Origin of the sequence: Actinoplanes flavus, assembly GCF_017592555.1 — a bacterium.
In the GTDB taxonomy this organism is placed as follows: Bacteria; Actinomycetota; Actinomycetes; order Mycobacteriales; family Micromonosporaceae; genus Actinoplanes; species Actinoplanes flavus.
Window position 1 is genome coordinate 119,738 of the sequence record NZ_JAGFNS010000004.1, and the last position, 24,719, is coordinate 144,456.

Annotated in this window: 27 protein-coding genes; 10 read left to right on the plus strand and 17 right to left on the minus strand. The window is 72.1% G+C overall.

Going from position 1 to position 24,719, the window contains the following annotated elements; translation table 11 throughout:
• Nucleotides 1-6 precede the first annotated feature (6 nt).
• Nucleotides 7-957 carry a methyltransferase gene (locus J5X75_RS07745; RefSeq protein WP_208466624.1) on the minus strand — a complete coding sequence of 317 codons (951 nt, stop codon included), beginning with the start codon at nt 955-957 and terminating at the stop codon, nt 7-9.
• Between the two features lie 128 nt (nt 958-1,085).
• On the opposite strand from J5X75_RS07745, the gene iolC reads away from it, so the two are divergent.
• From iolC to J5X75_RS07760, 3 genes are all read left to right on the plus strand, one after another.
• Nucleotides 1,086-2,033, plus strand: a complete 948-nt coding sequence (iolC, locus tag J5X75_RS07750; protein ID WP_208466625.1) for a 5-dehydro-2-deoxygluconokinase — start codon at nt 1,086-1,088, stop codon at nt 2,031-2,033.
• A gap of 72 nt (nt 2,034-2,105) precedes the next feature.
• Entirely contained in the window at nt 2,106-2,981 is an 876-nt protein-coding gene (locus tag J5X75_RS07755) for a TIM barrel protein (protein WP_208466626.1), read from the plus strand.
• 5 nt (nt 2,982-2,986) lie between these two features.
• The gene (locus J5X75_RS07760) at nt 2,987-4,024 is read left to right on the plus strand and encodes a Gfo/Idh/MocA family protein (protein ID WP_208466823.1); all 1,038 of its coding nucleotides are present in this window, start codon (nt 2,987-2,989) and stop codon (nt 4,022-4,024) included.
• 4 nt (nt 4,025-4,028) lie between these two features.
• Here the strand turns inward: J5X75_RS07760 and J5X75_RS07765 are convergent, their stop codons facing one another.
• Entirely contained in the window at nt 4,029-5,189 is a 1,161-nt protein-coding gene (locus J5X75_RS07765; protein WP_208466627.1) for a cytochrome P450, read from the minus strand.
• Between the two features lie 72 nt (nt 5,190-5,261).
• Here J5X75_RS07765 and J5X75_RS07770 point away from each other — a divergent pair, with 72 nt between their 5' ends.
• From J5X75_RS07770 to J5X75_RS07780, 3 genes are all read left to right on the plus strand, one after another.
• Nucleotides 5,262-5,498, plus strand: a complete 237-nt coding sequence (locus J5X75_RS07770; RefSeq protein ID WP_372441862.1) for a ferredoxin — start codon at nt 5,262-5,264, stop codon at nt 5,496-5,498.
• A 66-nt stretch (nt 5,499-5,564) separates the two neighbouring features.
• Nucleotides 5,565-5,972: a YciI family protein gene (locus J5X75_RS07775; protein WP_208466628.1), complete on the plus strand. Its 408-nt coding sequence runs from the start codon at nt 5,565-5,567 to the stop codon at nt 5,970-5,972.
• Entirely contained in the window at nt 5,969-7,108 is a 1,140-nt protein-coding gene (locus J5X75_RS07780) for an RNA polymerase sigma factor (RefSeq protein WP_208466629.1), read from the plus strand. Before J5X75_RS07775 ends, J5X75_RS07780 begins: the two co-directional genes overlap by 4 nt.
• Here J5X75_RS07780 and J5X75_RS07785 read toward each other — a convergent pair.
• The 11 genes from J5X75_RS07785 to J5X75_RS07830 form a co-directional block, all read right to left on the minus strand.
• Nucleotides 7,099-8,688, minus strand: a complete 1,590-nt coding sequence (locus tag J5X75_RS07785) for a xylulokinase (RefSeq protein WP_208466630.1) — start codon at nt 8,686-8,688, stop codon at nt 7,099-7,101. The genes J5X75_RS07780 and J5X75_RS07785 overlap by 10 nt on opposite strands.
• Nucleotides 8,689-8,764: 76 nt before the next feature.
• Nucleotides 8,765-10,066 carry an FUSC family protein gene (locus J5X75_RS07790; RefSeq protein ID WP_208466631.1) on the minus strand — a complete coding sequence of 434 codons (1,302 nt, stop codon included), beginning with the start codon at nt 10,064-10,066 and terminating at the stop codon, nt 8,765-8,767.
• A 131-nt stretch (nt 10,067-10,197) separates the two neighbouring features.
• Complete coding sequence (locus J5X75_RS07795) at nt 10,198-12,234, minus strand: cellulose binding domain-containing protein (RefSeq protein ID WP_208466632.1); 2,037 nt, start codon at nt 12,232-12,234, stop codon at nt 10,198-10,200.
• Nucleotides 12,235-12,300: 66 nt separating this feature from the next.
• Nucleotides 12,301-12,888 carry a helix-turn-helix domain-containing protein gene (locus J5X75_RS07800; RefSeq protein WP_208466633.1) on the minus strand — a complete coding sequence of 196 codons (588 nt, stop codon included), beginning with the start codon at nt 12,886-12,888 and terminating at the stop codon, nt 12,301-12,303.
• Between the two features lie 17 nt (nt 12,889-12,905).
• The gene (locus J5X75_RS07805; RefSeq protein ID WP_208466634.1) at nt 12,906-14,678 is read right to left on the minus strand and encodes an ABC transporter ATP-binding protein; all 1,773 of its coding nucleotides are present in this window, start codon (nt 14,676-14,678) and stop codon (nt 12,906-12,908) included.
• Nucleotides 14,668-15,099 (minus strand): lasso peptide biosynthesis B2 protein, encoded by a 432-nt coding sequence (locus J5X75_RS07810; protein WP_208466635.1) that lies wholly within the window; start codon nt 15,097-15,099, stop codon nt 14,668-14,670. The genes J5X75_RS07805 and J5X75_RS07810 overlap by 11 nt, the downstream gene beginning before the upstream one ends.
• Nucleotides 15,096-15,353, minus strand: a complete 258-nt coding sequence (locus J5X75_RS07815; protein WP_208466636.1) for a lasso peptide biosynthesis PqqD family chaperone — start codon at nt 15,351-15,353, stop codon at nt 15,096-15,098. Before J5X75_RS07815 ends, J5X75_RS07810 begins: the two co-directional genes overlap by 4 nt.
• Nucleotides 15,331-17,172 (minus strand): asparagine synthase-related protein, encoded by a 1,842-nt coding sequence (locus J5X75_RS07820; RefSeq protein WP_274383469.1) that lies wholly within the window; start codon nt 17,170-17,172, stop codon nt 15,331-15,333. The genes J5X75_RS07815 and J5X75_RS07820 overlap by 23 nt, the downstream gene beginning before the upstream one ends.
• A 42-nt stretch (nt 17,173-17,214) precedes the next feature.
• Nucleotides 17,215-17,340, minus strand: a complete 126-nt coding sequence (locus J5X75_RS44025; protein WP_238487517.1) for a keywimysin-related RiPP — start codon at nt 17,338-17,340, stop codon at nt 17,215-17,217.
• A gap of 77 nt (nt 17,341-17,417) precedes the next feature.
• A complete protein-coding gene (locus tag J5X75_RS07825; RefSeq protein WP_208466638.1) occupies nt 17,418-18,023 on the minus strand; it encodes an AAA family ATPase in 606 nt (201 codons plus the stop codon).
• Between the two features lie 14 nt (nt 18,024-18,037).
• Nucleotides 18,038-18,556, minus strand: a complete 519-nt coding sequence (locus J5X75_RS07830; RefSeq protein ID WP_307797972.1) for a TrmH family RNA methyltransferase — start codon at nt 18,554-18,556, stop codon at nt 18,038-18,040.
• A gap of 147 nt (nt 18,557-18,703) precedes the next feature.
• Between J5X75_RS07830 and J5X75_RS44030 the strand changes: the two genes are divergently transcribed.
• Together J5X75_RS44030 and J5X75_RS07840 are read left to right on the plus strand one after the other, a co-directional pair.
• Nucleotides 18,704-19,129 carry a metalloregulator ArsR/SmtB family transcription factor gene (locus tag J5X75_RS44030; protein WP_208466639.1) on the plus strand — a complete coding sequence of 142 codons (426 nt, stop codon included), beginning with the start codon at nt 18,704-18,706 and terminating at the stop codon, nt 19,127-19,129.
• Nucleotides 19,126-19,605, plus strand: coding sequence for an SRPBCC family protein (locus tag J5X75_RS07840; protein WP_208466640.1), 480 nt, complete (start codon nt 19,126-19,128; stop codon nt 19,603-19,605). The genes J5X75_RS44030 and J5X75_RS07840 overlap by 4 nt, the downstream gene beginning before the upstream one ends.
• Here the strand turns inward: J5X75_RS07840 and J5X75_RS07845 are convergent.
• Complete coding sequence (locus J5X75_RS07845; protein ID WP_208466641.1) at nt 19,602-20,984, minus strand: phenylacetate--CoA ligase family protein; 1,383 nt, start codon at nt 20,982-20,984, stop codon at nt 19,602-19,604. The two genes, J5X75_RS07840 and J5X75_RS07845, sit on opposite strands and share 4 nt — an antisense overlap.
• Before the next feature lie 31 nt (nt 20,985-21,015).
• On the opposite strand from J5X75_RS07845, the gene J5X75_RS07850 reads away from it, so the two are divergent.
• A complete protein-coding gene (locus J5X75_RS07850) occupies nt 21,016-21,678 on the plus strand; it encodes a hypothetical protein (protein ID WP_208466642.1) in 663 nt (220 codons plus the stop codon).
• Nucleotides 21,679-21,836: 158 nt separating this feature from the next.
• Nucleotides 21,837-22,310: an N-acetyltransferase gene (locus J5X75_RS07855; RefSeq protein ID WP_208466643.1), complete on the plus strand. Its 474-nt coding sequence runs from the start codon at nt 21,837-21,839 to the stop codon at nt 22,308-22,310.
• 38 nt (nt 22,311-22,348) lie between these two features.
• On the opposite strand, the gene J5X75_RS44035 is transcribed toward J5X75_RS07855, so the two are convergent.
• From J5X75_RS44035 to J5X75_RS07870, 3 genes are all read right to left on the minus strand, one after another.
• Nucleotides 22,349-23,878 carry a P-loop NTPase family protein gene (locus tag J5X75_RS44035; protein ID WP_238487518.1) on the minus strand — a complete coding sequence of 510 codons (1,530 nt, stop codon included), beginning with the start codon at nt 23,876-23,878 and terminating at the stop codon, nt 22,349-22,351.
• Between the two features lie 48 nt (nt 23,879-23,926).
• Nucleotides 23,927-24,343, minus strand: coding sequence for a S26 family signal peptidase (locus J5X75_RS07865; protein WP_208466644.1), 417 nt, complete (start codon nt 24,341-24,343; stop codon nt 23,927-23,929).
• Nucleotides 24,344-24,407: 64 nt separating this feature from the next.
• On the minus strand, nt 24,408-24,632 hold the full coding sequence (locus J5X75_RS07870; protein ID WP_208466645.1) for a hypothetical protein: 225 nt from the start codon (nt 24,630-24,632) through the stop codon (nt 24,408-24,410).
• Nucleotides 24,633-24,719: the final 87 nt, after the last annotated feature.

A 24,719-nucleotide genomic window follows, 5' to 3' on the forward strand; every position in this document is an offset into this window, starting at 1 on the left:
GAGCGCTCAAACGCGGGTGGCGGTGAGCAGGACGAGGGCGATGCGCTCGGCGTGTGCGTAGGCCGGGCCGTCCAGCTCCTCGCCGTACACGTCCGGGTCGACCTCCCGGTACGCCCAGGTGAGCCCGGTTCCGGCGAGGCGCCCGGCGACGGCGTCGTGGAACGGGTCGCGGCCCTCGACGATCCCGGAGCTGGAGAACAGCACCAGCGTGCCGCCCGTGGCGAGCCGGCCGGCCGCCGCCGCGGCGATGTCCAGGGACAGTTCGTGCCCGTGCGGGCCGCCGTCGCGGTAGGCCCGCCCGGCCGGGTCGATCATGAACGGTGGGTTGGCGATGATCAGGTCGAAGTCGCCGTCGACGCCGTCGAGCAGGTCGCTGCGGCACACCCGCACGTGCGGTGTGCCGGCCAGTTCGGCGTTGAGCCGGGCGAAGCGCAGCGCGGCCGGATTGATGTCGACCGCCAGGATCTCCGCGCCGGGTGCGCGCTTGGCGACGGCGATCGCGCCGGCGCCGGTTCCGCAGCCGATGTCGACGGCCCGGCGTACCGGGCGGTCCCGGCTCTCGATCTCGGCGATCGCGGCGTTCGCCATCCGGTAGGTGTCCGGCCCGAAGAACACCGCGTCCGGCGCCGTCGTCGGAAACGCCGAGTGCACGAACAGTTCGCCGTCGTAGCAGGAGAATCGCACCCGGCTGCGCCAGCCGTCCGGGCCGCGGTCCAGGACGCCGGCGGCGTCCATCAGCCGCACGATCCGGTCCGGCAGCACACCGGGCCCGAACGGCCGGCTCCAGCCGAAGACATCACGCGGGCTCCGGGCCCGCGCGTTGCCGGGCCGCCGGTTGACCCGCTCGTGGGTGGCCGGCGTGATGGTGGTGAACCGGTAACCGCCGGCCCGCAGCGCGTCCCCGAGTGCGACGAGCGCGGCGTCGGTCTCCCGCTCCGCGGTGGTGGTGATCGTCATGTCGGCCGGGTGCCCACCGCGCGACGTTCCAATCCGCCGTGCCGACGGGATCCGGCCACACGACTTGACGTGATCGACCGGCCGTCGGAGGCTGCACACACATCGCCGTAACGATGCGGGGAGGTGGGATGCCGGGCTTCGAGGTCGTCACCATGGGGCGCGTCGGTGTCGACATCTATCCGCTCCAGACCGGCGTCGGCCTGGAGGACGTCACCTCGTTCGGCAAGTTCCTCGGTGGCAGCGCGACGAACGTGGCGGTCGCCGCGGCCCGGCACGGCCGCCGGACCGCCGTGATCACCCGGGTCGGCGCGGATCCGTTCGGCCGGTACGTGTGCCGCACGCTGGCCGAACTCGGGGTGGACGAGCGTTTCGTCGCCACCGTGCCGGGCCTGCCGACGCCGGTCACGTTCTGCGAGATCTTCCCGCCGGACGACTTCCCGCTCTACTTCTACCGCCTGCCGACCGCCCCCGACCTGATGATCCAGCCGGACGAGCTGGATCTCGGCGCGATCCGGGCGGCCGCCGTGTTCTGGTGCACGGTCACCGGCCTCTCCCAGGATCCGAGCCGGTCCGCGCACCACGCCGCGTGGCGGGCGCGTGGCCGCCGTCCGTTCACCGTGCTCGATCTGGACTACCGGCCGATGTTCTGGGCGTCGCCGCAGGCCGCGCGGACCGCCGTCCAGGAGGCGTTGCCGCACGTCAGCGTGGCGGTCGGGAATCTCGGCGAGTGCGCGGTCGCGGTCGGCGAGGACGATCCGGACACGGCCGCCGCCGCGCTGCTCGGCGCCGGGGTGTCACTCGCCGTCGTGAAGCTGGGGCCCGAGGGCGTTCTGGCCAAGACCAAGGATCATGAGGTACGGGTGCCGCCCGCCGAAGTGGACGTGGTGAACGGCCTGGGCGCCGGGGACGGTTTCGGTGGCGCGCTGTGCCACGGCCTGCTGGCCGGCTGGCCCCTGGACCGGATCATCCGGTTCGCCAACGCGGCCGGCGCGATCGTGGCGGGCCGCCTGGAGTGCTCCACCGCCATGCCGACCACGGCCGAGGTGGAGCGGGTGCTGGCGGCCGGCCGTGTCTGACCCGGTCCGCGCGGGCTCGTGCGGTCGTGCCGGTGGTCCGGGTGGGTGGAGAGGGATTCGAGGAGGCAGGTCATGAGCTTCGCGAACCGCATCGGTGGGGCGCCGATCTCCTGGGGCGTGTGCGAGGCGCCCGGCTGGGGGTACGAGCTGTTCGCCGACCGGGTTCTCGCCGAGATGGCCGCGCTCGGGTTGCGCGCCACCGAGCTGGGCCCGACCGGCTATCTGGGCATGACCTCGGCGGACGTGCGGGCGGTGCTGGACCGGCACGGGCTGCGGTTGATCGGCGGTTTCCTGCCCGTACCCATGCATGTCGGGACCGGCGCCGACCTGACCGCGGCGGCGCTCGCGATGGACACGCTGGCCGCCGCGGGCGCGGAGGTGGTGGTTCTGGCCGCGCGTTCGGGCGACGGGAGCTACGACCGCAAGGTCCGCCTGGACGACGGCGAGTGGCGCCGGCTCTTCGCCACCCTGGACACCCTGCGGGAGATGGCCGGCGACCGTGGTCTGCGGCCCAGCCTGCACCCGCACGTCGGCACGGCGGTCGAGGACCGGGACGCGGTGCTGCGGCTGCTCGACGGCAGCGACGTGCCGGTCTGCCTGGACACCGGTCACCTGCTGATCGGCGGCATGCACCCGGTCGAGCTGCTGGACCAGGCGGCCGACCGGATCGCCCACGTCCATCTCAAGGATGTCGATCTCGCGGTGGCGGCCACCGTGCGCGACGGCGGCCGCAGCTACATGGACGCCGTCAAGGCGGGCCTGTACACCCCGCTCGGCGCCGGTGACGCGGATGTCGCGGGGATCGTCGACCGCCTGGAAACCGCCGGCTACACCGGCTGGTACGTGCTGGAGCAGGACTGCGCGCTCGCCGGGCCGCCGGACGCCGGCGCCGGCCCGGTCGGCGACGTGCGCCGCAGCCTGGAGTTCCTGATGGAGGTGGCGCGGTGACGACCATGGTGCAGCCGGGGCAGACCCCGGCCGAGGCGGGCGGGCCAACGGTGACCCGGATCGGTGTCATCGGCACCGGCGTCATGGGCGCCGACCACGCCCGGCTGCTCACCGAGGCGGTGTCCGGCGCCCGGGTCGGCGGGGTCTTCGACGTCGACGGGGGCCGGGCCCGCGGGGTGGCGGCGGCCAGCGGTGGGGCGCGGGTCTTCGCCGACCCGTACGCGCTGATCGTCGACGACGGCATCGACGCGGTGCTGATCGCTTCGTCGGACGCCACCCACGAGGACTACGTGCTCGCCTGTGTGGCGGCCGGCAAGCCGGTGCTCTGCGAGAAGCCGCTGGCCCCGACCGTCGAGGCCTGCGCCCGGATCGTGGAGGCGGAGACGGAGCACGGCAGCCGGCTGATCACCGTGGGGTTCATGCGGCGCTTCGATCCGGGCTACACCGGCATGCGGGCGCTGCTGGCCGCCGGCGAGATCGGCGCGCCGTTGCTGATGCACAACGTGCACCGGAATCCGGCCGCGGTCCCGGGGCTGCCCAGCTCCGCCCTGATCACCAATTCGGCGGTGCACGAACTGGACGTCGTGCGGTGGCTGTTCGGGGAGGAGATCGTCGAGGTGGCGGTGCACACGCCGCGGCCGAGCGGGCATGCCGGCGGCACCCTGGACCCGCAGCTGCTGGTCCTGACGACCGAGTCGGGGGTGCTCGCCGACGTCGAGATCTTCGTCAACGCCCGGTACGGCTACGAGGTGCGCTGTGAGCTGGTCGGTGAGACGGGCACGGTGACGGTGGACGCGCCGCCGCCGACGTCGCTGCGCCGGGGCGGGCTGCACGCGCGGGCGCTGCCGGGGGACTGGCGGCCGCGGTTCGCCGAGGCGTACCGGCTGGAGTTGCAGGACTGGATTGACGGGGCGTCCGGTGGAGCGTCCGCCTGGGACGGGTTCGCGGCGACGTTCGTGGCGCACGCCTGTGTCGCGGCGCTGGCCAGCGGTGAGCGCCATGCCGTGGATTTGCCACCGGTGCCCGCTCTCTACCGGCGGTGAGGTTCTACCAGCGGACCGGCACCTCCTCGAGGCCGCCGACCAGCAGGCCCTGACGGCGGCGCAGCTCGTCGACCGGCACCGCCAGCTCCAGTCCGGGCAGCCGGTCCAGCAGGACGGTCAGCACGGTGCGCAGTTCGACCCGGGCCAGCGACTGACCGAGGCAGGAGTGCGGGCCGGCGCCGAACGTGAGGTGCGAGTTGGGGGAGCGGGCCAGGTCCATCTCGTCGGCGTGGTCGAAGACGCGTTCGTCCCGGTTGGCCGACGGCGTCGAGGACAGCACGGTGGTGCCGGCCTCGACGACCGTTCCGGCGATCTCGGTGCGTTTGGTGACCAGGCGGTGCATGCCGAATCCGAGGTTGGCGTCGAAGCGCAGCACCTCCTCGACGGCGCTCGGCACCAGGCCGGGCTCGGCCAGCAGGCGTTCCCAGCGTTCCCGCCGGGCCAGCAGCATGGCGGCCATCTTGCCGATCATGTTGGCGGTGGTCTCGTGGCCGGCGACGAGCAGCGCCTGACCGGTGAAGACCAGCTCCTGCTCGGTGAGGCGGCCGTCCTCCGCGTCGACGACGGTGACCAGCTCGGACAGCAGGTCGTCGCCGGGCTCGGAGCGTTTGGCCTCGACGTGGGCCCGCATGTACTCCCACATCTCCAGGCCGGAGCGCCGGGTCTCCTCGGCGGTGAACCGGGTGATGTTGAGGAAGTGGTCGGACCAGCGGGCGAATCGCTCACGGTCGGCGGCGGGCACGCCGAGCAGGTCGCAGATCACGTAGACGGGCAGCGGGAACCCGAGGGCGGTCCGCAGGTCGGCGGGTGGGCCCTGTTTGGCCATCTCGTCGATGAGGTCGTGGGCGATCCGGGCGATGCCGGGCTCCAGCGCGGTCATCCGCTTGGCGGTGAACGAACGGCTGAGCAGGCGGCGCCAGCGCAGGTGCTGTTCCTCGCCGGCCATGAACGCGGCCTGGGTGCCGACGGCGTTGTTGCCGGCCGGCGTGTTGCGCACGAAGCGGCGGTCGGTGATGGTGGCGCGCACGTCGTCGTACCGGGTGAGCAGCAGCGCCTCGGTGCCGGCGGCCGTGCGGACCGGTGCGACCGGGCAGGTGGCGCGCAGTTCCCGCCATTCGTCGGGCGGGTCCACGGCTGTCGGTGGCGTGAACGGGTAGTCGAGCATCTGCACCCTCTCCCTGAGGTAAACGCCTGATTACTTGGTACCGTACGCACGGGATGACCCGGTAGCAAACGGTTGAAAACGATCACCGGAGGAGCCATGAAGGTCACCGTCGACGAAGACAAGTGCATCGGCGCTGGTCAATGCGCTTTCACCGCGCCGCACGTGTTCGACCAACGCGACGAGGACGGCGTCGTGATCCTGCTGGCGGAGATCCCGTCGGCCGCCGACGAACCCGCCGCCCGGGACGCTGCCACCCTCTGCCCGGCCGGCGTCATAAAAATCCTGGACGGTGATGTCGAGAACCGGTGACCGGCTCCGTCCCCGGTCCGAACGCCGACCACAATGGGTCGCAACAGCACCGAGGAGATGCCCATCATGGCCAAGTACCTGCTGCTCAAGCACTACCGCGGCGCCCCGGCGGCGGTCAACGACGTGCCCATGGAGAAGTGGACGCCGGAGGAGATCTCGGCACACATCAAGTACATGGGCGACTTCGCGAGCCGGCTGGTGCAGACCGGCGAGTTCGTCGGCGAGCAGGCGCTCCTGCCCGAGGGCTCCTGGGTGCGGTACGACGGGGAGGGCCGCCCGCCGGTCACCGACGGCCCGTTCGCCGAGACCAAGGACCTGATCGCCGGCTGGATGATCATCGACGTGGACAGCCACGAGCGGGCCGTCGAACTGGCCGGCGAACTGTCGGCCGCCCCGGGCAAGGACGGCAAACCGATCCACGAGTGGCTGGAACTGCGCCCCTGCTTCGCCGAGCTGCCCACCATCACCGAATGACGCCGGAGGATCTGCGGAGCCTCACCCCGGGCGTGCTCGGGATCCTCGTCCGCCGCGGAGCCGACTTCGCGGCGGCCGAGGACGCCGTCCAGGACGCGCTGGTCGAGGCGCTGCGGGTGTGGCCGGACGACCCGCCGCGCGACCCGAAGGGCTGGCTCGTCACGGTGGCGTGGCGGCGGTTCCTCGACGCGGCCCGCTCCGAGACGGCCCGCCGCCGCCGGGAGGAGGCCGCCGATCAGGAGCCGCCGCCCGGCCCCGCGACCTCGGTCGACGACACGCTCCAGCTGTACTTCCTGTGCGCGCATCCGTCGCTGACCCCGGCATCCGCGGTGGCGCTGACGCTGCGGGCCGTCGGTGGACTGACGACCCGGCAGATCGCCGAGGCGTACCTGGTGCCGGAGGCCACCATGGCGCAGCGGATCAGCCGCGCCAAGAAGACGGTCTCCCGCGTGCGTTTCGACCAGCCCGGTGACGTGGCGACCGTGCTGCGGGTGCTCTACCTGGTGTTCAACGAGGGCTACACCGGCGACGTCGACCTGGCGGCCGAGGCGATCCGGCTCACCCGGCAGGTCGCCGCCGCCATCGATCACCCCGAGGTGTACGGGCTGCTCGCGTTGATGCTGCTGCACCACGCTCGGCGCGCCGCCCGTACCGATGCCGACGGTCTTCTCGTGCCGTTGGCCGAGCAGGACCGCACGCGCTGGGACACCGCGCTGATCGCCGAAGGCGTGATGATCCTGCAGGAGGCGCTGGCGCGCGACCGCCTTGGCGAGTTCCAGGCGCAGGCCGCGATAGCGGCCCTGCACGCCGACGCGCCGACGGCGGCGGAGACCGACTGGGTGCAGATCGTGGAGTGGTACGACGAACTGCTCACCCTCACCGACAGCCCGGTGGTGCGGCTGAACCGGGCCGTCGCGGTGGGCGAGGCGGACGGCGCCCGGGCGGGCCTGGCGGCCCTGTCAGCCTTGGACCGAGCCCTTCCCCGGTACGCCGCGGTCGCCGCCTACCTGCTCGAACGTGACGGCGATCGGAAACGGGCGGCCCGGCTGTACGCGGAGGCCGCCGCCCAGGCGCCGAACCTGGCCGAACACGACCACCTGACCCGCCAGGCCGCCCGTCTCAACCGTCAGCTGTGACGGGCCGCCGCCTCCTCGACCGGGAGCGCGGCGACGTACCGCCGCATGAAGGCGTTGAACCCGTCGACGTCGGCCTGAACAGGTTCGGCGGTGTCCAGCCGGGCGCCGGCGAAGACGACGTCGGTCAGGAAGGCGTCGAGGCTCTGGCCGGGCGTGCGGGCGGTGCGGAAGGCGGCCAGCACCGCGATGCCCCAGGCGCCGCCCTCGGAGGCCGCGTCGCCGACCGACACCGGGGTGTCGATGGCGGCCGCGAGCAGCCGCTGCGCCACGCCCTCGGTCTTGAACAGGCCGCCGTGCGCGAACATCCGGTCCAGCCGCACCGATTCGGCCTTCTGGAGCACGTCCATGCCGATGCGCAGGGTGGCCAGGGCCGAGTACAGCTGGGTCCGCATGAAGGTGGCCAGATTCAGGCTGCTGCCCGGTTCCCGCAGGAACAGCGGCCGCCCCTCGTGCAGCTTGGTGATCGGCTCACCGGACAGATAGTTGAACGCCATCAGGCCGCCGCCGTCCGGGGCGCCGTCCAGCGCCGCCGTGAACAGGGTCTCGAAGACCGCGTTGCTGTCCGCCTTCGCCCCGAGCGCGGTGGCGAACTCGGCGAACAGCCCGGCCCACGCGTTCAGCTCACTGGCGCCGTTGTTGCAGTGCACCATCGCCACCAGGTCGCCGGCCGGGGTGGTGACCAGGTCGATCTCCGGGTGCCGGCGGCTCAGCTCGCCGTCCAGCACGATCATGGCGAAGATGCTGGTGCCCGCGCTGATGTTGCCGGTACGGCGGGCCACCGAGTTGGTGGCCACCATGCCGGTGCCCGCGTCACCCTCCGGCGGGCACAGGGCGGCGCCCGGCTGGAGCGTGCCGGACGGGTCGAGCAGTCGTGCGCCCTCCTCGGTCAGCGTGCCGGCCGCCTCGCCCGCGGGCAGCACGGCCGGCAGCAGCTCGGCCAGCTTCAGCGGCACCCGGCCGGCGGCCAGCTCGTCGAACTGGCCGAGCATCCGGGCGTCGTAGCCGCCGGTGGCGATGTCGATCGGGAACATGCCGCTCGCGTCGCCGACCCCGAGCACCTGGCGGCCGCTGAGCTTCCAGTGCACGTACCCGGCGAGGGTGGTGAGGTGCGCGAGCCGGCCGAGGTGCTCCTCGCCGTTCAGGACCGCCTGGTAGAGGTGGGCGATGCTCCAGCGGTGCGGGATGTTGTAGCCGAACAGCTCGCTGAGCGCCTCGGACGCGTCACCGGTGTTGGTGTTGCGCCAGGTGCGGAACGGGGTGAGCAGCTCGCCGTCGCCGTCGAAGGCCAGGTAGCCGTGCATCATCGCGGACACGCCGAGGGCGCCCACGGTGCGCAGCTCGGTGCCGTGCTTGGCGCGCACGTCCCGAGCCAGGGCGGCGAAGCAGCCCCGCAGCCCCTCCCACACCGCCTCGAGGGAGTAGGTCCAGGTCCGGTCGACGAACTGGTTCTCCCAGTCGTGGCTGCCGACCGCGATCGCCGTGTGGTCCGGGCCGGTCAGCACCGCCTTGATGCGGGTCGATCCCAGCTCGATGCCGAGGGCGGTGCGCCCCTGGTCGATCGCCTCGCGCAAGTCAGCCATCGTGAAAGAGTCCTTCCGTACGTGTTTCCGACCTTCGCCCGACAGGGACACTACGCCTTGACACGTACATCGAGACCTAGCGGTCTGCCCTCGTCGTGACCGTCTTCTCCCAGATCATCCGGACCGCGGGCAGCACCTCGGAGACCGCCGGAACGGCCGGGCCGGGCTCGCGGACGCCGACCGCGAGCGCCGGGGCGGACCGCTCCAGGCCGCCGGCCATCCGTTCGATGTCGGTCATGATCGAACCGGTGAGCACCAGCACGCCGGTGTCCTCGATCTCGGTGCGCACCTGCCGCAGCGTCCGCTGACGGGTCTCGCGCAGGTCGCCCAGCACCTGCTCCAGCTTGCCGGCGTCGGAGGCGTGGGCCTCGAAGGCCTCCGAGACGGCGATCAGCACCTGGCCGAGGCGCTTCGGCACGGCCGGGGTGTGCGAGGTGGCGGCCGCGTCGAACATCGACCGGGCCACCGAGTTGACCTGGTGCACCCCGTGCTCCAGGGCGCGGACCCGCTCGTTCAGCGGGGTGACCGTGGCGACCGGGGTGGTCAGCGACCAACGGGCCTGCTTGGTCAGCTCCTCCACGGCGGCGATCGCGTCCTCGAGGTCCTCGTCCAGTTCCCGGGAGCGGGCCAGCCACTGCTCGGCCTGCTCGCGGTCGTACCCGTCCTGGACGCCGTCGCCGAGCCGGCGCAGCAGCCGGGCGATCTCGGTCGACAGCTGGGTGGTCTTGACGCGGGCGCGCTCCAGCGGGGTCAGCCCGCCGACCAGCGGTGACAGGATCACGCCGACCACGATGCCGAGGGCGGTGGCGGCGACGCGCTCCCACACGAACGCCTCGGTGACGGCAGTGCCGCCGACCATGATGCCCAGCGAGGTGAGCGGCACGAGCACCGAGGCGTCGCCGAGGCGCAGCACCCGGCCCACGGCCAGGCCGAGACCGGCGATCACCGCGATCGACCACGCGTTGAGGCCGAACGCGCCCCACGCGGCGACCGAGAGCGCGATGCCGGCGACCGTGCCGACCAGGCGCTGGGCGCCCGCACGCAGCGACGCGTGCGAGCTCATCTGCACCGACAGGGTCGCGATGATCGCGGCGGTGACCGGGCCGACCAGGTGCAGCATGTCGGCGGCGTTCCAGGCGATCCCGGCGGCCAGGGTGGTGACCAGAATCGAGCGGATGGTGGCCGGCTCGACGCGGGCGGCCAGCCGGAACAGCCCGGCGGGCAGGTGCGGCCGCATCCGGTCGAGAGTGGTGCGGCAGGCCTCCTCCACGACGGGCCGGACGGTGCGGCGCAGGAGGGTCACGACCAGCGCACAGAGCACGAGACCGGTGACGACGAGAGTGATCGGATCAAGGGCGGTGGTGAGCGAGCGGAGCACGATTCGGCTTTCTCTTCCACGATCGGGTTCGTCGAAAAACCTATCGGCGCCGCTGAGGACAAATGAGGAAAACAGGGCTAATGTGACGGCCGTCGCCCGGTCCGGGCGATGCCCGGACCGGGGAGCAACCGTCACACGCTGGTGCAGACGTTGCCGTTGAGGGTGAAGACGGTCGGCAGCACGTTCGGGCCGCTGTAGTTGCCGACGAATCCGGCGCCGGTCGACGCCCCGGCGGCCAGCGTGCCGTCGCTGGTCACCCGGACCGTGCGGCCGCTGGAGGTCCAGGTGGCGTTCCAGCCGCTGCTCACGCTCTGCCACGTGGTCGGCCAGGTGAACGTCAGCGTCCAGCCGTTGACCGTGGCGGCCGTGTTGTTGGTGATGTCGACCTGGCCCACGTAGCCGTTGCCCCAGTCGTTGACGTCGCGGAACTTCACGGTGCACGCCGCCGTCGCCGGGGTGCCGGTGGTGAAGGTCAGCGGTGGCGAGCCGGCCGATGCCCGCCCGGAACCGTCACGAGCCACGACGTTGACCGTGTACCGGCGGCCCGGCTCCAGATTGGTCGCGGTGAGCGAGGTGCCGGTGGTCTCGCCGAGCAGTTCGGCGGCGCCGCCGTTCTGCCGGTACACCTCGTACTTGAGGCCGGATCCGGTCGGCTGCCAGGAAATCGTCGCCGAGCGGTCGGTCACCGTCGCGGTCGGCTGGGCCGGCGCCTTCGGCGCGCCCGTCACGGTGCCGGCCGACTTCACGGTCAAGAGCGTTATCGAGTACGGGGGAAGCGTCTGCGACGCGGCCGTACCCGCCGGCGCCGTGGTCACCGCGCCGGCGCCGTTGGTGTAGGTGGACACCGTCGGCGTCCCCGCCGCGGCCGTGAAGCCGTGGTAGTTCAGTGACACGGTCCGTTCGGCGTCCGGGTCCTTGTTGATCATCAGGACCGCCACGTCGCCGTTCGCCCGGCGTACCGCATGGGTGCTGACCAGCGCGTCGCCGGAGCCCGCGGCGATGAACCGGTCGCCCGGCCGGGCGAAGTCGCCGACCATCGACAGCGCGTGGTACGGCGCGAACGGCGTGTTCAGCGGCGGCTGGCAGACCGTGTTGTCGGCCGTGCAGTTGCCGCTGGACAGCAGCCCGTAGTCGCCGTAGTCGGTCTGCCCGGCGACCGTGGAGACGGTGCCGAGGCCGTTGTGGACGTTCCACCACTGGACCGTGAAGACGCCCTGGGCCAGCAGGCCGCTGTAGGCGTCGGCCAGGAACAGCGCGCCCGGCTGGGTGTTGCGGCCGACCTCGACGTTGGTCTCGGTCATGCTGATCCTGATGCGGCTCGCGTTCGCGGCGGCGTACCGCTCGATCTGCTGCCGCAGCGTCCAGACGGCGTCCTGGATCTGCGCGGTCTTGGTGAGCGTCTCGGCCGGGGTGCCGCCGCCGGGGTACCAGTGCACGTCCACGAAGTCGATCACGTGGCCGGCGCGGGTGAGCACCTCCTGGTTCCAGGAGCCCTGGTCACCGGCGCCGACGATGGCGTCCGGCCAGTTGCCCGGCATGGTCAGCACGGCGCCGATCCGGATGCTCGGGTCGACGGCCTTCATGGCCTCGGCGTACGCGATGACGGTCGCCGCGTACTCCTTGGGGCTCTTGTCGGCGTGGTCGTCGGCCTCCCAGTCGGCGCCGTAGTGGCCGTTGCCGTAGTTCTCGTTGCCGATGGTCCAGTAGGTGACGTCGTAGTCCTTCTCCACGTTCGCGTACCGGACCCAGCCGGCCGCCTCCTCGGCGGTCCCGGTGCCGTAGTTCGCGATGATCATCGGCTCGGCCCCGGTGCGCTGGGCGCCGGCCATGAACGTGTCGAAATCGGTGTTGGGCGCCACGTAACCGCCGGGCGCGGTGTGGTTCTCCCAGTGGTAGATGTCGGCGTACGAGCCGCCCGGGTAGCGCAGCATCCGGACCCCGGCGTCGTTGAGCAGGTCGGCGACGGCCGGGGTGCCGAGTTGCGAGTCCCAGATGGCGTGATTGACGCCGATGGCCTGATCGGCGACTTCGGCGAGGCCGGCCCGGACGTCGACGTCGACGCGGGTGGTGGTGGCGAGGGCGGTGGCGTGGGCGCCGGATGGCGCGGTGGTGACGCCGGCGAGCAGGACGGTGCTCGCCAGTGCCTTCCACAACAGGGATCTGCGCACGGGGGTCTCCGGGGGAGCGACGGGGTTGGGAGCGCTCCCAATAGTGATCCTTTCGATAGAAAGCTGTCAATCGGCCAGGGCGGTCAGGTCCTCCGCGGTCATCCCCACCTGGGCCGCGACCAACGTGATCACACGCTCGTGCGGGCGCCGGCCGCCCATCGCCGCGGCGATCGTCGACTGGGCCAGCCCGCACCGCCTCGCCATCTCCGGCCGGGAGATGCCGTGCGATTTCATCAGCGCGGTGAGCACCACGCCGAAGCGGTGCCGCTCCGGCTTCCCGGCCGGCTCCCGGCCGGGCCCGATGACCAGATCACCCACCTTGGCCTCGAAACGGACCAGCCGGTCGCCGTGGATCCGGATCCGGGCGGACAGCGGCAGCTCCTCCCCGCCGGCCCGGCCCACGGTGCCCGGAACGGCCACCTCCACCGGATCCGGCACCACGTCGATCCGGGTCATGTCCACCGGGTCGGCGTGCCCCGCGCTGGTCACTCGCCACGAGCGGTCCCACCAGGGAAGGCCGTCGAGGAGCTCGCCGAGCAGCGGCACCAGGACACCGGTGTCGACCTCCGTCCGGCTGGTGTGGGCGTAGCGCGGCCAGTGCCGCAGAGCCTCGATCTCCGCCTCGGTCAGTGGGCGGTCCAGCATCGCATCCATCGATGGATGATCGCAGGTCAGACACCCAACGCGCGGGGTTGTGCCTCGACCGTCCACTCCGACGCGAGCCGCCGGTAGTACGGGCTGCGGACCAGGAGATCCTCGTGATCGCCCACCGCGACGACCCGGCCGCCCTCCAGCACCACGATCTGGTCGGCGTCCCGGACGGTCGAGAAGCGGTGCGCGGCCACCAGCAGGGCACAGTCCCGGGCGACCTGCTCGATGGCCCGGCACAGCGCGGCCTCGTTGACCGGATCCAGGTGGGCGGTGGGTTCGTCCAGCAGCAGCAGGACCGGACGGGCCAGCAGCGCCCGGGCCACGGCGATCCGCTGGCGCTGGCCACCGGACAGCCGGATCCCACGCTCGCCGAGCGGGCTGTCCAGGCCGTCGGGCAGACGCCGGACCAGATCGTCGAGGTTCGTCAGCTCGACGACCCGCGCGATCTCCGCGGGGCTCGCGGCGGGCGCGCCATAGGTGAGGTTCTCCCGCAGGGTGCCGTGGAAGATCGGCGAGTGCTGTTCGACCAGGCCGATCCGGGCCCGGCACTCGGACCGGCGCATCGCCCGGACGTCCGTGCCGCCGAGCAGGATCTGGCCGCTGTCCGGGTCGTAGAACCGTTCGGCCAGGGCGAAGATCGTCGACTTGCCCGCGCCGGAGCCGCCGACCAGCGCGATGTGCCCCCGCTCCGGCACCCGCAGCGTGAGACCCCGCAGAACCGGCTGCCGCGGGTCGTACCCGAACCAGACGTCACGGAATTCCAGAGCCGCCGCCGACGGCGCCGCCTCGGCCGGCCGGCGGGCGAGCGGCGCCGGCTCGTCGCTCTCGCCCGGCAGGTCCAAAATCTCGTTGACGCGCTCCAGCGCGCCACGGCTCTCCTGGATCGCGCTGATCGCCTGGAAGACCGAACTGATCGGTACGGCCAGGTAGGTGATGTAGAGCAGGAACGCCACCAGGTCGGGCAGTGAGCTCGCCCCGGTGGTGACACGCACCCCGCCGACCAACAACACCACGAGGAAGGAGCCGTCCACCGCCAGGTGGCTCGCCACCCCCACGGCGGCGCCCAGCCGGGCCGTACGGACACCGTGCGCATAGGCGGTACGCGCCTGCGCCCCGATGCGTTCGGTCTCCCGCTGCTCGGCACGGCTGGCCCGGACCGTCCGGAGCGACGACAGCGCCCGGTCCAGGTCGCCGGCCATCTCACCGGTGGCCTGCTGGCCACCGAGCGAGGCCCGCCGCATGCCGCGCGTCATCGGCGCCAGCGTGCACAGACCGGCCGCCACGAGCACCGCCACCACGAGGAACAGGAGCGGGTCGAGCCAGATCAGCACGGCCACCGCCCCGCCCAGCCCGATCACGCCGGCGACCGCGTCCGTACAACCGTCGGCGACGAGGCGGCGCAGCGCGAAGCTGTCGGTTCCGGCCCGCGAGATCAGATCGCCGACCCGGTAGCGGTCGTGGACCGGCATGGTGAGGCGCAGCAGGCGGTGCACCAGGTTGAGCCGGATCCCGAGAACGATCTCCTCGCCGGCCCGGGCCAGCACGAATCCGGCGACGGCCTGGACCAGCGCCTGCGCCGCGAACAGCGCCGCCAGCAGCAGCACCACGACGGTGAGCGGCCGCCCGGCGCCGGCGGCCTCGACGAGATGCCGGACCAGCAGCGGCTGAGCGAGACCGAGCCCGGAACCCGTCAGGGTCAGCGCCACGGCCAGGGCGATACGGCGGTGGTGCCCCCGGAGCGGGTCGAGGAGACCCAGCCGGCCACCGGCCGGGCGCGCCCGGTCAGCGGTCACCGGAGGCCGGAACCGTGATCAGTTTGGCCAGGTATCCGTCCGGTAAGGGCTCGTCCACCATCCGCCCGTCGGCCTCCACCCAACTGTGCGCGCTGAACGGCGGCGCCATCCCGACCCCGACGCACCACGCCGGCCAGTGTCCGGCGAGGCGGCAGAGAATCACGGTGGCCAGCGAACGCGGCAGGCATCCCTGCGGCCCCAGGCATCGCAGGCTGACCGCCAGGACCATGTCCCGGGCGGCCTTCGCCTCCGCGTACCCGGACGGCCGGGCTCCGCGGCGCAGCACCGTCAGCACCGCGCGGATGCGCTTGGGTGGCGCCATCGCCAGGGCACGGGCCAGGAGTACGACGACACGGGCCACCAACCGCCGGCCGACGGTGCCCGGCGGTGTGGGGCGTACCAGTGCGGCGGGCGTGGTCACGGGACCACCAGACCGGCCGCGGTGAGTTCGGTGAGCACCGCGTCGACGTCGTGCAGCGCCCGGTCCCGGTCGACGTCGAACGCGTCGAGCAGCGTGTCGGCGGCGCGGTCGCGGTCACCGCCCTCGGTCAGCACCCGCATGATCAGGGCGGCGCTGGGGTTGAGCTGCCAGTACCGCCCGTCCCGCTGGTCCAGCAGGACGGTGCCGTACTCGGTGTCGGCCGTCGTCAGATCAGGGTGCAGCCGTGGCGACATCGCCGGAACTCCTCTCCATGGTGTCGAGCCCGCGCAGCCACACTTCGCAGCCGATGGTCGAGTAGAGGACCGCGTGGCGCAGGCTCGGATCGTCCGGCCGTTCGGTCAGGTCGACGAGCCGGTCGCGGTCGACCAGGCCCATCTCCGCCAGGCGTGACTGATCCCACAAGGCGATCAGGTCGGCCCGGTTGCGGCGCAGGCCCAGGGCGGCGTCCCGGGCGGCCTGAGCCTTGCTGGTCCGGGCCAGGCACTCGTCCGGGACGATGCCCCGCATGGCCTCCACGAGCAGCGGTTTGTAGCGCCACGGGGTGACCCGCTCCAGTGGGTTCACCGAAAGGCACGCGCTGATCACACGATCGTCGAGGAACGGCGAGGCCATGGGCAGACCGGCCCGCCGGCTCATCTGCTCCCACTGCCGCAGGATCCGGCCGGTGACCAGGATCTGTTCGATGTCGGCGTGCATGCCGCGGTCATCGCTCAGCGGCTCCACCGATTCCGCTGCCGCCCGCATCGCCTCCACCACCAGTTCGGCGGCGTGATCGGTCACCCACGGGAACAGGCGTGGTGGCGAGGTCCAGCCGAGTGTGCCCCGTACCGGTTCCGGCAACGGCTGCCGCAGGTCACCGGCGGCGCCGGCGAACCAGCGCCGGTAGCTTCTGGTGTCGGCGAGAGCGCCCAGCATCGGGCGCAGCGGCCAGGTGAACAGGGCCCGGAAGCCCCTCAGTTGCCGGATCGCCGCTACCGGCCGGCGGCGCAGCAACCGGTGATAGTAGCCCTCCGAGCACCAGGTGAGGTGGTCACCGCCGATCCCGGTCAGATGCAGCCGGCTGCCCGCGGCGGTCAGGTTCGGTACGTGACTCAGCGCCCGGGCCCGGTCCAGCATGCCGATGGTCGGCTCGTCCAACGGATCGTCGATGTCGAGCAGTCCCTCGTAGACCAGCGGCGAGTCCTCGGCCCGCCACACCAGGTGCTCCACACCGGGCATCCGGGCGGCGGCCCGCCGCGCCCACGGCAGGTCGTCGTCGGTGGGGTCCAGCCCGGGCCACGTGCTCGCCAGCACGCGGCTGTCACCGGTCGAGGCGAGGAAACACACCGCCGTCGAGTCCAGCCCCCCGGACAGGTCGCTGCTGATCGTCCCGCCGGCCGCCGTTCGCGCGCGCACCGCGTCGGCGAGGGCGTCGCGGACCAGGGGAGCGCCCTCGGCCAGCGACCGGACGGGCTCCGGAGGTGTCCACCAGCGTGCGATGTGTACGGGTCGGCCGCCGCTCTCCAGGATCGCGTAACGTCCGGCGGGAACGCCGTGCACGCCGCGCCACAGGGGCGTGTCCAGCAGCGGATGCGGCGCCGGCCAGAGCAGCCGTACCGCGACCTGCCGCTCGTCGATCGCCGCGCCGGTGAGGGCGGCCAGCACGTCGGCCCGGTCGCAGCCGACCTGGACGCCGTCGACCTGGGCGTGGTGGGCGATCCGCAGATTCGAGACGCTGCCCTGGAAGCGGACCCGTCCGGCCGCGGTGGCCACCAGGTGGAAGCTTCCGGTCAGCGAGGCGGCGAACGCGTCGAGTTCCACGACGTCCCGCAACCGGCCGGCCCGGCGGGCCAGCGTCTTCGGGTCGATCGGGCAGCAGCCGAGCAGGGCGATCCCGGCGGAGCCCGCCTGCGCCACGGTGAGTTCATCGTCGGACCAGCGCCCGACGATCCAGGGCCGCCCGGACGCGTGCCGGACGATACGGGTGTGCGGCCCGTCCAAGCGCCGGGCCACGGCGAGGCCGGCCTCGTGGTCGGGGAGGACCACGAAGTACGGCTCGCCGTGGCGCAGCATGTCAGTCACGACAGACATGAATGCGGTGCGGTGTCGAGAAGCTCAGTTCTTGCTCAGGATCAGCCGGTCGTTGCCGCTCCGGCCGAGGAGCCCGGTCTCGGTGCGGAAGCCGCCGAGGACGGTCACCTTGGGAGCCTCGTACGGGCGCTTCACAGTGGTCTTCTTCATGACACGGTTCCCTTCTCTCAGGGCGACGGATCCGAACCCGCCGCGATGCCTGGGAACTCTAGGGTCACTTTGTCCATTTAGTCCATTATCGTCCCTCGGGAGAGGGTCGCGCCGTCACCTCGCTTCGCGGCGCAGCGGTGGCAGCGGGTCGGGCACGGGGTCAGGGCGGCCGCCGCCGCGAGGCCGCTGACGTGCAGGATGGTCTCCACCGCCGCGTCGAAGCCGGTCGACTCGGTGATGACGTGCTCGTCCTCGACACCGAGCAGATCCCGGTCGGCGTACCAGTCGCGCATCATGTCGGCGGTGACCGGGATCGGCTCGGCGCGACCGGCGTGCCGGCGTACCGTCTCCTCGAACGACACGTCGAAGTAGAAGACGCTCGCCGGACCGGGATGGTCGGCGATCAGCCGGCGCAGCACCGTGGCGTAGCCGCCGGAGTCCAGAATGCCCTCCAACACCACGTGATAGCCGAGGCCGAGCGCCGACCGCACGGTCGCGTCGATGAACGCGGGCGCGACCGGATCATGGCGATTACTGCCGTGCTCACGCAGCAGGACACGGCGCAGATAGTCCTGTTCGACCAGAGCGGCGCCGCGGCCGTAGCGGCGGCGCACCTCACGGGCCGTGGTCGTCTTCCCGGATCCCGAGTTGCCGCGGATGACGATCAGGGTCGGCTTGAGCATGGCGAATCCTACCGTCACAGCAGCCCCGCCAGCCGGTACAGCACCAGCGAGCCGGCCACCGCGACGTTGAGGCTCATCCCGGTGCCGACCATGGGGATCTCCACGGCGCCGTCGAGCAGGTCGAGCGCCTCCGGCGGGATCCCGGTGGCCTCGTGCCCCAGCACCATGACGGTCCGTCGCCGGGCGGCCGGCAGATCGGCGAGCCGGACCGCCTCGTCGGCGAGTTCCACCCCGATGACGTTCGCGCCCGCCCGGCGTTCCTCGGCGAGCCAGCGCAGCGGGTCGCCGACGCGGTGCACGCAGGCGGGTTGGCGCAGCGTGTTGCCCCGGGCGAGAGCTTCGTCGACCCAGCGGAACGGCGGCACCGCGAGGCACGCGCCGACCGCGTCACAGGTGCGCAGGAGGGTGCCGAGGTTGGCGCCGTGCATCGGCCAGAGGGCCGCCGCGACGAGATGCCCCCAGCATCGGTGGCGGCGGGGACGGCGGGCCGACCGGATCTCGCCAGGGGTCCGGGTGCGGATCGCGGCCTTCACCGGAGGAGGGCGGAGACGCTCCGAGAATCAAAGATCATTTGGTACGTGCTTGTCGGCGCACGCGGGCCATCGACGAGGGATGTTTCGATGGTTCGCCGAGCAGCATACATCCTTCCGAACGCGTAACCTGTCGGTTACGCTTCCTGGGTGGACGAGGTGGCGGGCGCGATCGCCGACCCGGTGCGGCGCGAGATCCTGCTGATGCTGCGCGATGAGCCGATGACGGCCGGGCAGGTCGCGGAGCGGTTCTCGATCAGCCGGCCCGCGGTCAGCCGGCATCTGCGCGTGCTGCGGGAGGCCGGGCTCGTCCGGGACACCGCCGACGGGCGGCGCCGGGTCTACGAGCTGGTCACCGGGCCGCTCGACGAGCTCGCCGGGTGGGTGGAGACGCTGCGGCGCCCGGCTGGATGGCGGCACCACCTCGACGCCCTGGAGACCGAGGTGTACCGGACCCGCCGGGAACGGCGTGACGTGCCCGTTCCAGATCCCGTTCCCGTTCCGGATCCCGTTTCCGTTTCTGTTTCCAAGCCCGTATCCGATTCCGATTCCGTTTGCGAGGAGAAGAGCGCATGACCCCGACACCCACTGGCCGGATCCTGGGCGGTGACCTGATTCTGACCCGCAGCTTCCGTGCGCCCGTCGCGGACGTCTGGGCGAGCCTGACCGAGCCCGACCGGACAGCCCGATGGTTCGGCCCCTGGAAGGGCGACGCCGCGCCCGGCAACACCATCCAGGTCCAGATGGTCCAGGAGGAGGGGCAGCCGTGGATGGACATGACCATCGACGCGTGCGAGCCGCCCCGCCGGCTGGCGCTCTCCGCCGTCGACGACTACGGCAGCTGGCATCTCGACATGGTGCTCACCGAGGCGGACGGCGTCACCGAGTTGCGTTTCACCCAACACCTTTCCGGTACGGAGAACGTCGGCGAGGTCGGCCCCGGCTGGGAGTACTACCTGGACCTGTTGGTGGCGTCCCGGGACGGCGCCCCGCTCCCGCCCTTCGACGACTACTACCCGTCGATGAAGGACCACTACGAGGCGCAACGCTAGCGGCGCGTGTAGCGGTGTTTCACGCCGCGCGGGAAGAACTCCGGGTCGTCGGCGGGGCGCAACTCGATCCGGGGTGTCTGGTAGGCCGGCGGGACGTAGTTGGCGAACTCGCTGTTCAGGCGCAGCAGTTCGGTGCGGATCGATGCGGCGGCCAGGCGGCTCCGCTCCGCGGACGGCTCGGCGCCCGTGGCGAGTTCCACCACCACCGACAGATAGCGGTCGTGGTCGGCGTCCTCGAGGGTGCGCAGCACGAAACGGCCGGTCGTCCAGTCGCTGACCCCCGGCCGTTCCAGGCCCACGGTGACGTTCTCCGGGTAGACGTTGGCGCCGAAGAACGACACGGTGAACAGGGAACGGCCGAACACGTACACGAACGGCAGGTCCGGGCCGTCACCCGGATCGAAGCCGTGCTCCCGGCAGAGCGCGACCATCTCCGGGTGCGAGAGCAGCCCGCCCTCGTCCGCGATGTGGTATCTGACCAGCGGGACCATGCCGTCGGCGCTGAACGCGAGCGTCCCGTCCGGCGCGGTCTCGAACCGGCGGGCCGCCGGGTCGTACTGGACCAGTGCCGGCAGCCGGGAGTCACCGAACAGCTTCGTGGCGACCTCCGGGCGGTCGGCGAGAAACCGCCTGATCCGTACGCTCAACGGTGTCTCGTTGCCGAGCACACCGGCGTCGGCCGTCCCGTACAGCGACGCCACCCCGGACACCGGGTCGGTGATCCCGGCCCGGGCGGCGACCAGATCCCGCCACTGCTCGCTGAACACCTCACCGGCCAGCACCAGCTTCACGTCGTACTCCGGCCAGTTCACGCCCCGGGCCAGTCCGGCATCCACCACGTTCTTCACGAACGGCGGATAGCCCAGCAAGACCACCTGCTCGAAGTGCCCGCCCAACTCACCGACCACCCGCAGGATCTCGTCGATGTCGTTGCCCGGTGCGGCCACCGTGACCGGAAACCCCGCGGCCGACAGCTGCCGGCAGGCGGCGACCGTGTACATCCCGCCAACCCAGTTGCCGAGCGCGAAGCACACCACCGCCAGGGTGCTGCGCCGGTCCGCGCCGAACCCGTCCCGGAACACCTGCGCGAACCGGGCGATCACCGGCTCCTCGTCACGTACCGAGCGCGGCCACACCGTCGCCCGCCCCGACGAGCCGGACGACAGCGCCACCATCACGGCCGCCTCCAGCCGTCCGCCCCGGCACCGTTCCGGCAGCGGGAACCGCAGGTGGTAGCCGTCCTTGGTCATCAATGGGATCTGGCCGGGCTCGCGGACCCCCTCCGGGTCGACGCCGTGCTCGGCCAGAAACCGTCGATACGCCGGAACACTGCCGGCCGCGTCGTGGAACAGGGCCAGAATCGTGGTGTCGGGTTCCATGTCGCCAGCCTGCCTTACCTACACTCACGCGGTGCCGCAAAGCCGTTTCGTCGACAGCGGGCGATGGCTGCCCTCGTTCGCCGGGGAGTTCCTCGTCCGGTGCCCGCGCTGCCCGGCCACCGCGACCGTCCGGCGGGACTGGGACCGGGACGCGCGCTGGTGGGAGCCCGCCTCGGTGACCTGCGGCGGTTGCGGCTTCGCCCGCCGCCAGGACCGGCGGGCCGGGTGCGAGTGCGGGAGCTGCCGTCGCCCACTGCCATCGGGCTGGGCCGGACCGGTACGGGTCTGCGTACGCGGGCACTGCGGCACCTGCGGCAGCCCGGTCCGGTTGTGGCGGCGGGAGGAGACGGCGCCCGGCTACCGGACCGTCACCGTGCACTGCGCCACCTGCGGGACGACCGGGGAGACCGGCTACGACCTGCACCCGGTGACCGTCCCGGACGCCGTCGTGGACAGCTGCTTCGGCTTGCCGCTGCGGTTGCAGGCGCCGTGTGCGGGCCACACCCTGTGGGCGTTCAACGCCGTCCACCTCGCCTACCTCAAGGATTACCTGCGTGCCGGGCTCCGGGAACGGCGCGACGCCCCCGCCAAGTCGGTGATCTCGCACCTACCGCGCTGGCTCAAACAGGCCGGAGCACGGTCCGAGGCCCTCCGGGCCGTACGCCGTCTGGAGCACCTGGTGCCGGCGCTCTGAAGATCTGTCGCGGTCAGGGGGAGGGCCGCGCGCTCCGCGCCCACCGGACCTACGAAAGTGAACGCGTGCCACCGACAGCGGTGGTGAAACCATCCAAGATCGGTGTGCGAGGGGCCGTGGCCGTGACCCTGCCCGCGAGGGCGGTCTAGGCTCCGGCCATGCTGGTTGACGGCGACTTCCCGATCCCGGACTCGTTCAGTGCCGGCGGCCTGCGGCTGGAACTGCTCGGCCCCCGCCACAACGAGGCGGACCACGCCGCCTGGACGTCGAGCATCGACCACATCCGGTCGACCCCCGGGTTCGACCGTGGCTGGCCGCCCGCGGCCGGGATGACGCTCGCCGAGAATCTGGCCGACCTGGAGAGCCACGCCGACCGGTCGGCCCGCCGGGTGGACTTCGCGTACTCGGTCATCGAAGCCGCCACCGGCGACGTGGTCGGTTGCGTCTACTTCAAGCCCACGGCGGTGGCCGGCGAGGTCCGGGCGACGTCCTGGGTGTCCGCCACCCACGCCCACCTGGACGGGCCCCTGACCGGCATCGTGGGTGCCTGGCTGCGCGAGTCGTGGCCGTTCGAGGTGGTCCACTACCGCGACCGCCACACTCCGGTCACCTTTCGCGGGAATCCCACCTGACCCCGGTGGCGTGATCGCGGTGACCGTGGGATGTGTGGTCACCGGGCGGCGAGGAAGCGGTTGACCTGGCGGTGGCTGGTGAAGCGCAGGTAGCGGGCGTGCCCGGCGTGTTCGGCGATGAGGGCCTCGACGCGGGGACGCATCGTGCGGCGGTAGCGGATCACGTACCAGAGGAAGGGCAGGGTGATCCGGTGGCGGCCGCGGCGCCGGGCGATGCCCCACAGGCAGGTGTGTGCGGGCAGGTCCAGAAGGATGACGGTGTCGGCGCGGGCCAGGCGGATCGGTAGCGTCGAGGCGTAGTTGCCGTCGATGATCCACCGGTCGGCGCCCACCAGGTCGCGCTGCGTCGCGGCGAACTCGTCCGCGGGCGCCGGGTTCCAGCCGTCGTCGTAATAGTGGTCGTCCAGGTGGGTGGCGGGAAAGCCGAGCCGGACGGCGAGCCGCCGGGCGAGGTGACTCTTGCCGGCGCCGCCGCAGCCGAAAATCGCGATGCGCCGCATCGGCGCCGGTGTGTCCTCGTGTGCCGCCGGGCCGGGGGACAGGAGACGGTCGACGATCCGCAGGTATCCGTCCGCCTGGATCTCCCGGCCCAGGTTGTCCGAATCTGGATTGCCGATCGTGGACAGGATCCGCTCGGCCGCCCCGAAGTCGCCGCCATCGGCCAGCGCCTCGGCGAGGCCGATCGCTGCGCACTTTCGGTAGAACAGGTCGTCGATCGAGGAAAGCAGGCGCCGGGCCCGGTCCTCGTCGCCGGCCCGGGTGTACGCCGTCACCAGCGCCGCCTGGGCGTGAACGCGGGTGAGGAACTCGGTTTCCGCGGCGACCAGGGGTTCGGCCCGCCCGGCCAGTTCCAAAGTCCGTTCCACGTCGGGGAACCTGCTGAACATCTCGGCCGCGTACGCGTGGTCGCTGCCGTCGACGTCGAGCAGAAGCAGCGCGATCTCCTCGGCCAGTTCCCGGGCCTCCGCCACGCGGCCCTGGAGCAGGAGGGCGTGCACGATACACATCCGGACGCGGGCCGGGCCGTTCAGCGAAGGGGTGTCGCGGGCGAGCCGGGCGGCCTCGCCGGTGAGACGGGCGGCATCGTGCGGTTCGACCACGCTGGGCGGGTGATCGGGCTGGGCGCACCGAGCGAGCCGCAGCAGCGTGTTGATCTGCTCCGACGGATCGGGGAGGGACCGGGCGATCTCCTCCGCGGGGCCGAGGTCGCCGAGGTACGTGAGGACCGGGGCGAGCGCACCCTGCGCGATCATGGCGATGCCGTCGGCCTCGATGGCGGGAATCAGTTCGCGGGCACTGTTCAAGTGACGTCTCACCCGGTCCAGGGAGCCGATCCAGGCGTACGCCGTGGCGAGATCTATGTGGTGGAAGGGATCGTCCGCCCTGGCTTGCGCGGCGACCGCCTTCGCGGCGGCTGCGGCGCGTCTCGGATCGCCCATCCGGGCCCAGGCGCCGGTCACCGTCACCAGGCGGTGGGGTTCCCGCCATCGCCTGGCGACGGGCCGGGCCAGCTTCTCGGCCCGGTCGGTCAGCGCCCGGGCACGAGCGAGACGGTGGGATGCGGCCAACCGGCGGCCCCTCGGGAGTCGGTGCGGTGTGACGCGATGGTATCCGGGTCACCGGACCGAACGCAGTCGTCGCATCACGACACCGGCCACGTCGGTCAGCGGGACGAAACCCCAGACGCGCGAGTCGATGCTCTCCGGATGGTCGCCGAGCAGCACGCCCATCCCGGGTGGCACGGTGCGCCCGGCCTGTGCCACGGACTCCGGCGCCGGATCACCGGGAAGCGCGGCCAGCCGCTTCACCAGCCACGTCGTCACGTACGTGCCGTTGCGGCGGTCGCCGTCGGGGTGGTGGGCGATCACCACGTCACCGCGCCGGAGCCGGTGGGTACGGCGTACCAGAAGGCGGTCTCCGGGGTTGAAGGACGGCGACATGCTGTCGCCGACGACGTCGATGAGCAGGAGCCGTCGCCGTGCCAGCGCGAGCAGGCCGGCGGCCGCGAGTATGGCCAGAACGCCACCCACCATTCGTGGCCGGTCCCTTCGATGTCGGGGCGGTGGCCGGTCCGGCGGGGCCGGCCACCGCGGGGTGTCAGCAGCAGCCGGCGCGCGAGCTGTAGTACGGCCCGGAGCAGCTGCGCTGCTGGGAGGCGTAACAGCGGGGCGAGCCGCTGACGATCCGGTTGTAGTAGTAGGTGCATACGGGCCCGCCGCAGCCGACGTAGGCGAGCGTGCAGTTCGTGCACGCGGACGCCTTCGCCTTCGGCAGCACGGCGCTCAGCATCTTGTCGCCCAGGCGGGCGATGGTCCTGGTCATGCGAGTCGTTCCCTTCTCGATGAGCCCGACGTTTCGTCGGCGCGAGCCGAGCCTGACAACGGCCGCTAACGAGCCGCTAACGGTGCG

Bases quoted from the DNA above. Each gene is read 5' to 3' on its own strand.
- iolC (WP_208466625.1), top strand. From the start codon at position 1,086: ATGCCGGGCTTCGAGGTCGTCACCATGGGGCGCGTCGGTGTCGACATC.
- J5X75_RS07815 (WP_208466636.1), bottom strand. From the start codon at position 15,353: ATGTCGCCACGGCTGCACCCTGATCTGACGACGGCCGACACCGAGTAC.
- J5X75_RS07855 (WP_208466643.1), top strand. From the start codon at position 21,837: ATGCTGGTTGACGGCGACTTCCCGATCCCGGACTCGTTCAGTGCCGGC.
- J5X75_RS07845 (WP_208466641.1), bottom strand. From the start codon at position 20,984: ATGGAACCCGACACCACGATTCTGGCCCTGTTCCACGACGCGGCCGGC.
- J5X75_RS07820 (WP_274383469.1), bottom strand. From the start codon at position 17,172: ATGCTGCGCCACGGCGAGCCGTACTTCGTGGTCCTCCCCGACCACGAG.
- J5X75_RS07785 (WP_208466630.1), bottom strand. From the start codon at position 8,688: ATGGCTGACTTGCGCGAGGCGATCGACCAGGGGCGCACCGCCCTCGGC.
- J5X75_RS07870 (WP_208466645.1), bottom strand. From the start codon at position 24,632: ATGACCAGGACCATCGCCCGCCTGGGCGACAAGATGCTGAGCGCCGTG.
- J5X75_RS07760 (WP_208466823.1), top strand. From the start codon at position 2,987: ATGGTGCAGCCGGGGCAGACCCCGGCCGAGGCGGGCGGGCCAACGGTG.
- J5X75_RS07840 (WP_208466640.1), top strand. From the start codon at position 19,126: ATGACCCCGACACCCACTGGCCGGATCCTGGGCGGTGACCTGATTCTG.
- J5X75_RS07825 (WP_208466638.1), bottom strand. From the start codon at position 18,023: ATGCTCAAGCCGACCCTGATCGTCATCCGCGGCAACTCGGGATCCGGG.
- J5X75_RS07865 (WP_208466644.1), bottom strand. From the start codon at position 24,343: ATGGTGGGTGGCGTTCTGGCCATACTCGCGGCCGCCGGCCTGCTCGCG.
- J5X75_RS07755 (WP_208466626.1), top strand. From the start codon at position 2,106: ATGAGCTTCGCGAACCGCATCGGTGGGGCGCCGATCTCCTGGGGCGTG.
- J5X75_RS07800 (WP_208466633.1), bottom strand. From the start codon at position 12,888: ATGGATGCGATGCTGGACCGCCCACTGACCGAGGCGGAGATCGAGGCT.
- J5X75_RS07765 (WP_208466627.1), bottom strand. From the start codon at position 5,189: ATGCTCGACTACCCGTTCACGCCACCGACAGCCGTGGACCCGCCCGAC.
- J5X75_RS44025 (WP_238487517.1), bottom strand. From the start codon at position 17,340: ATGAAGAAGACCACTGTGAAGCGCCCGTACGAGGCTCCCAAGGTGACC.
- J5X75_RS07775 (WP_208466628.1), top strand. From the start codon at position 5,565: ATGGCCAAGTACCTGCTGCTCAAGCACTACCGCGGCGCCCCGGCGGCG.
- J5X75_RS07745 (WP_208466624.1), bottom strand. From the start codon at position 957: ATGACGATCACCACCACCGCGGAGCGGGAGACCGACGCCGCGCTCGTC.
- J5X75_RS07780 (WP_208466629.1), top strand. From the start codon at position 5,969: ATGACGCCGGAGGATCTGCGGAGCCTCACCCCGGGCGTGCTCGGGATC.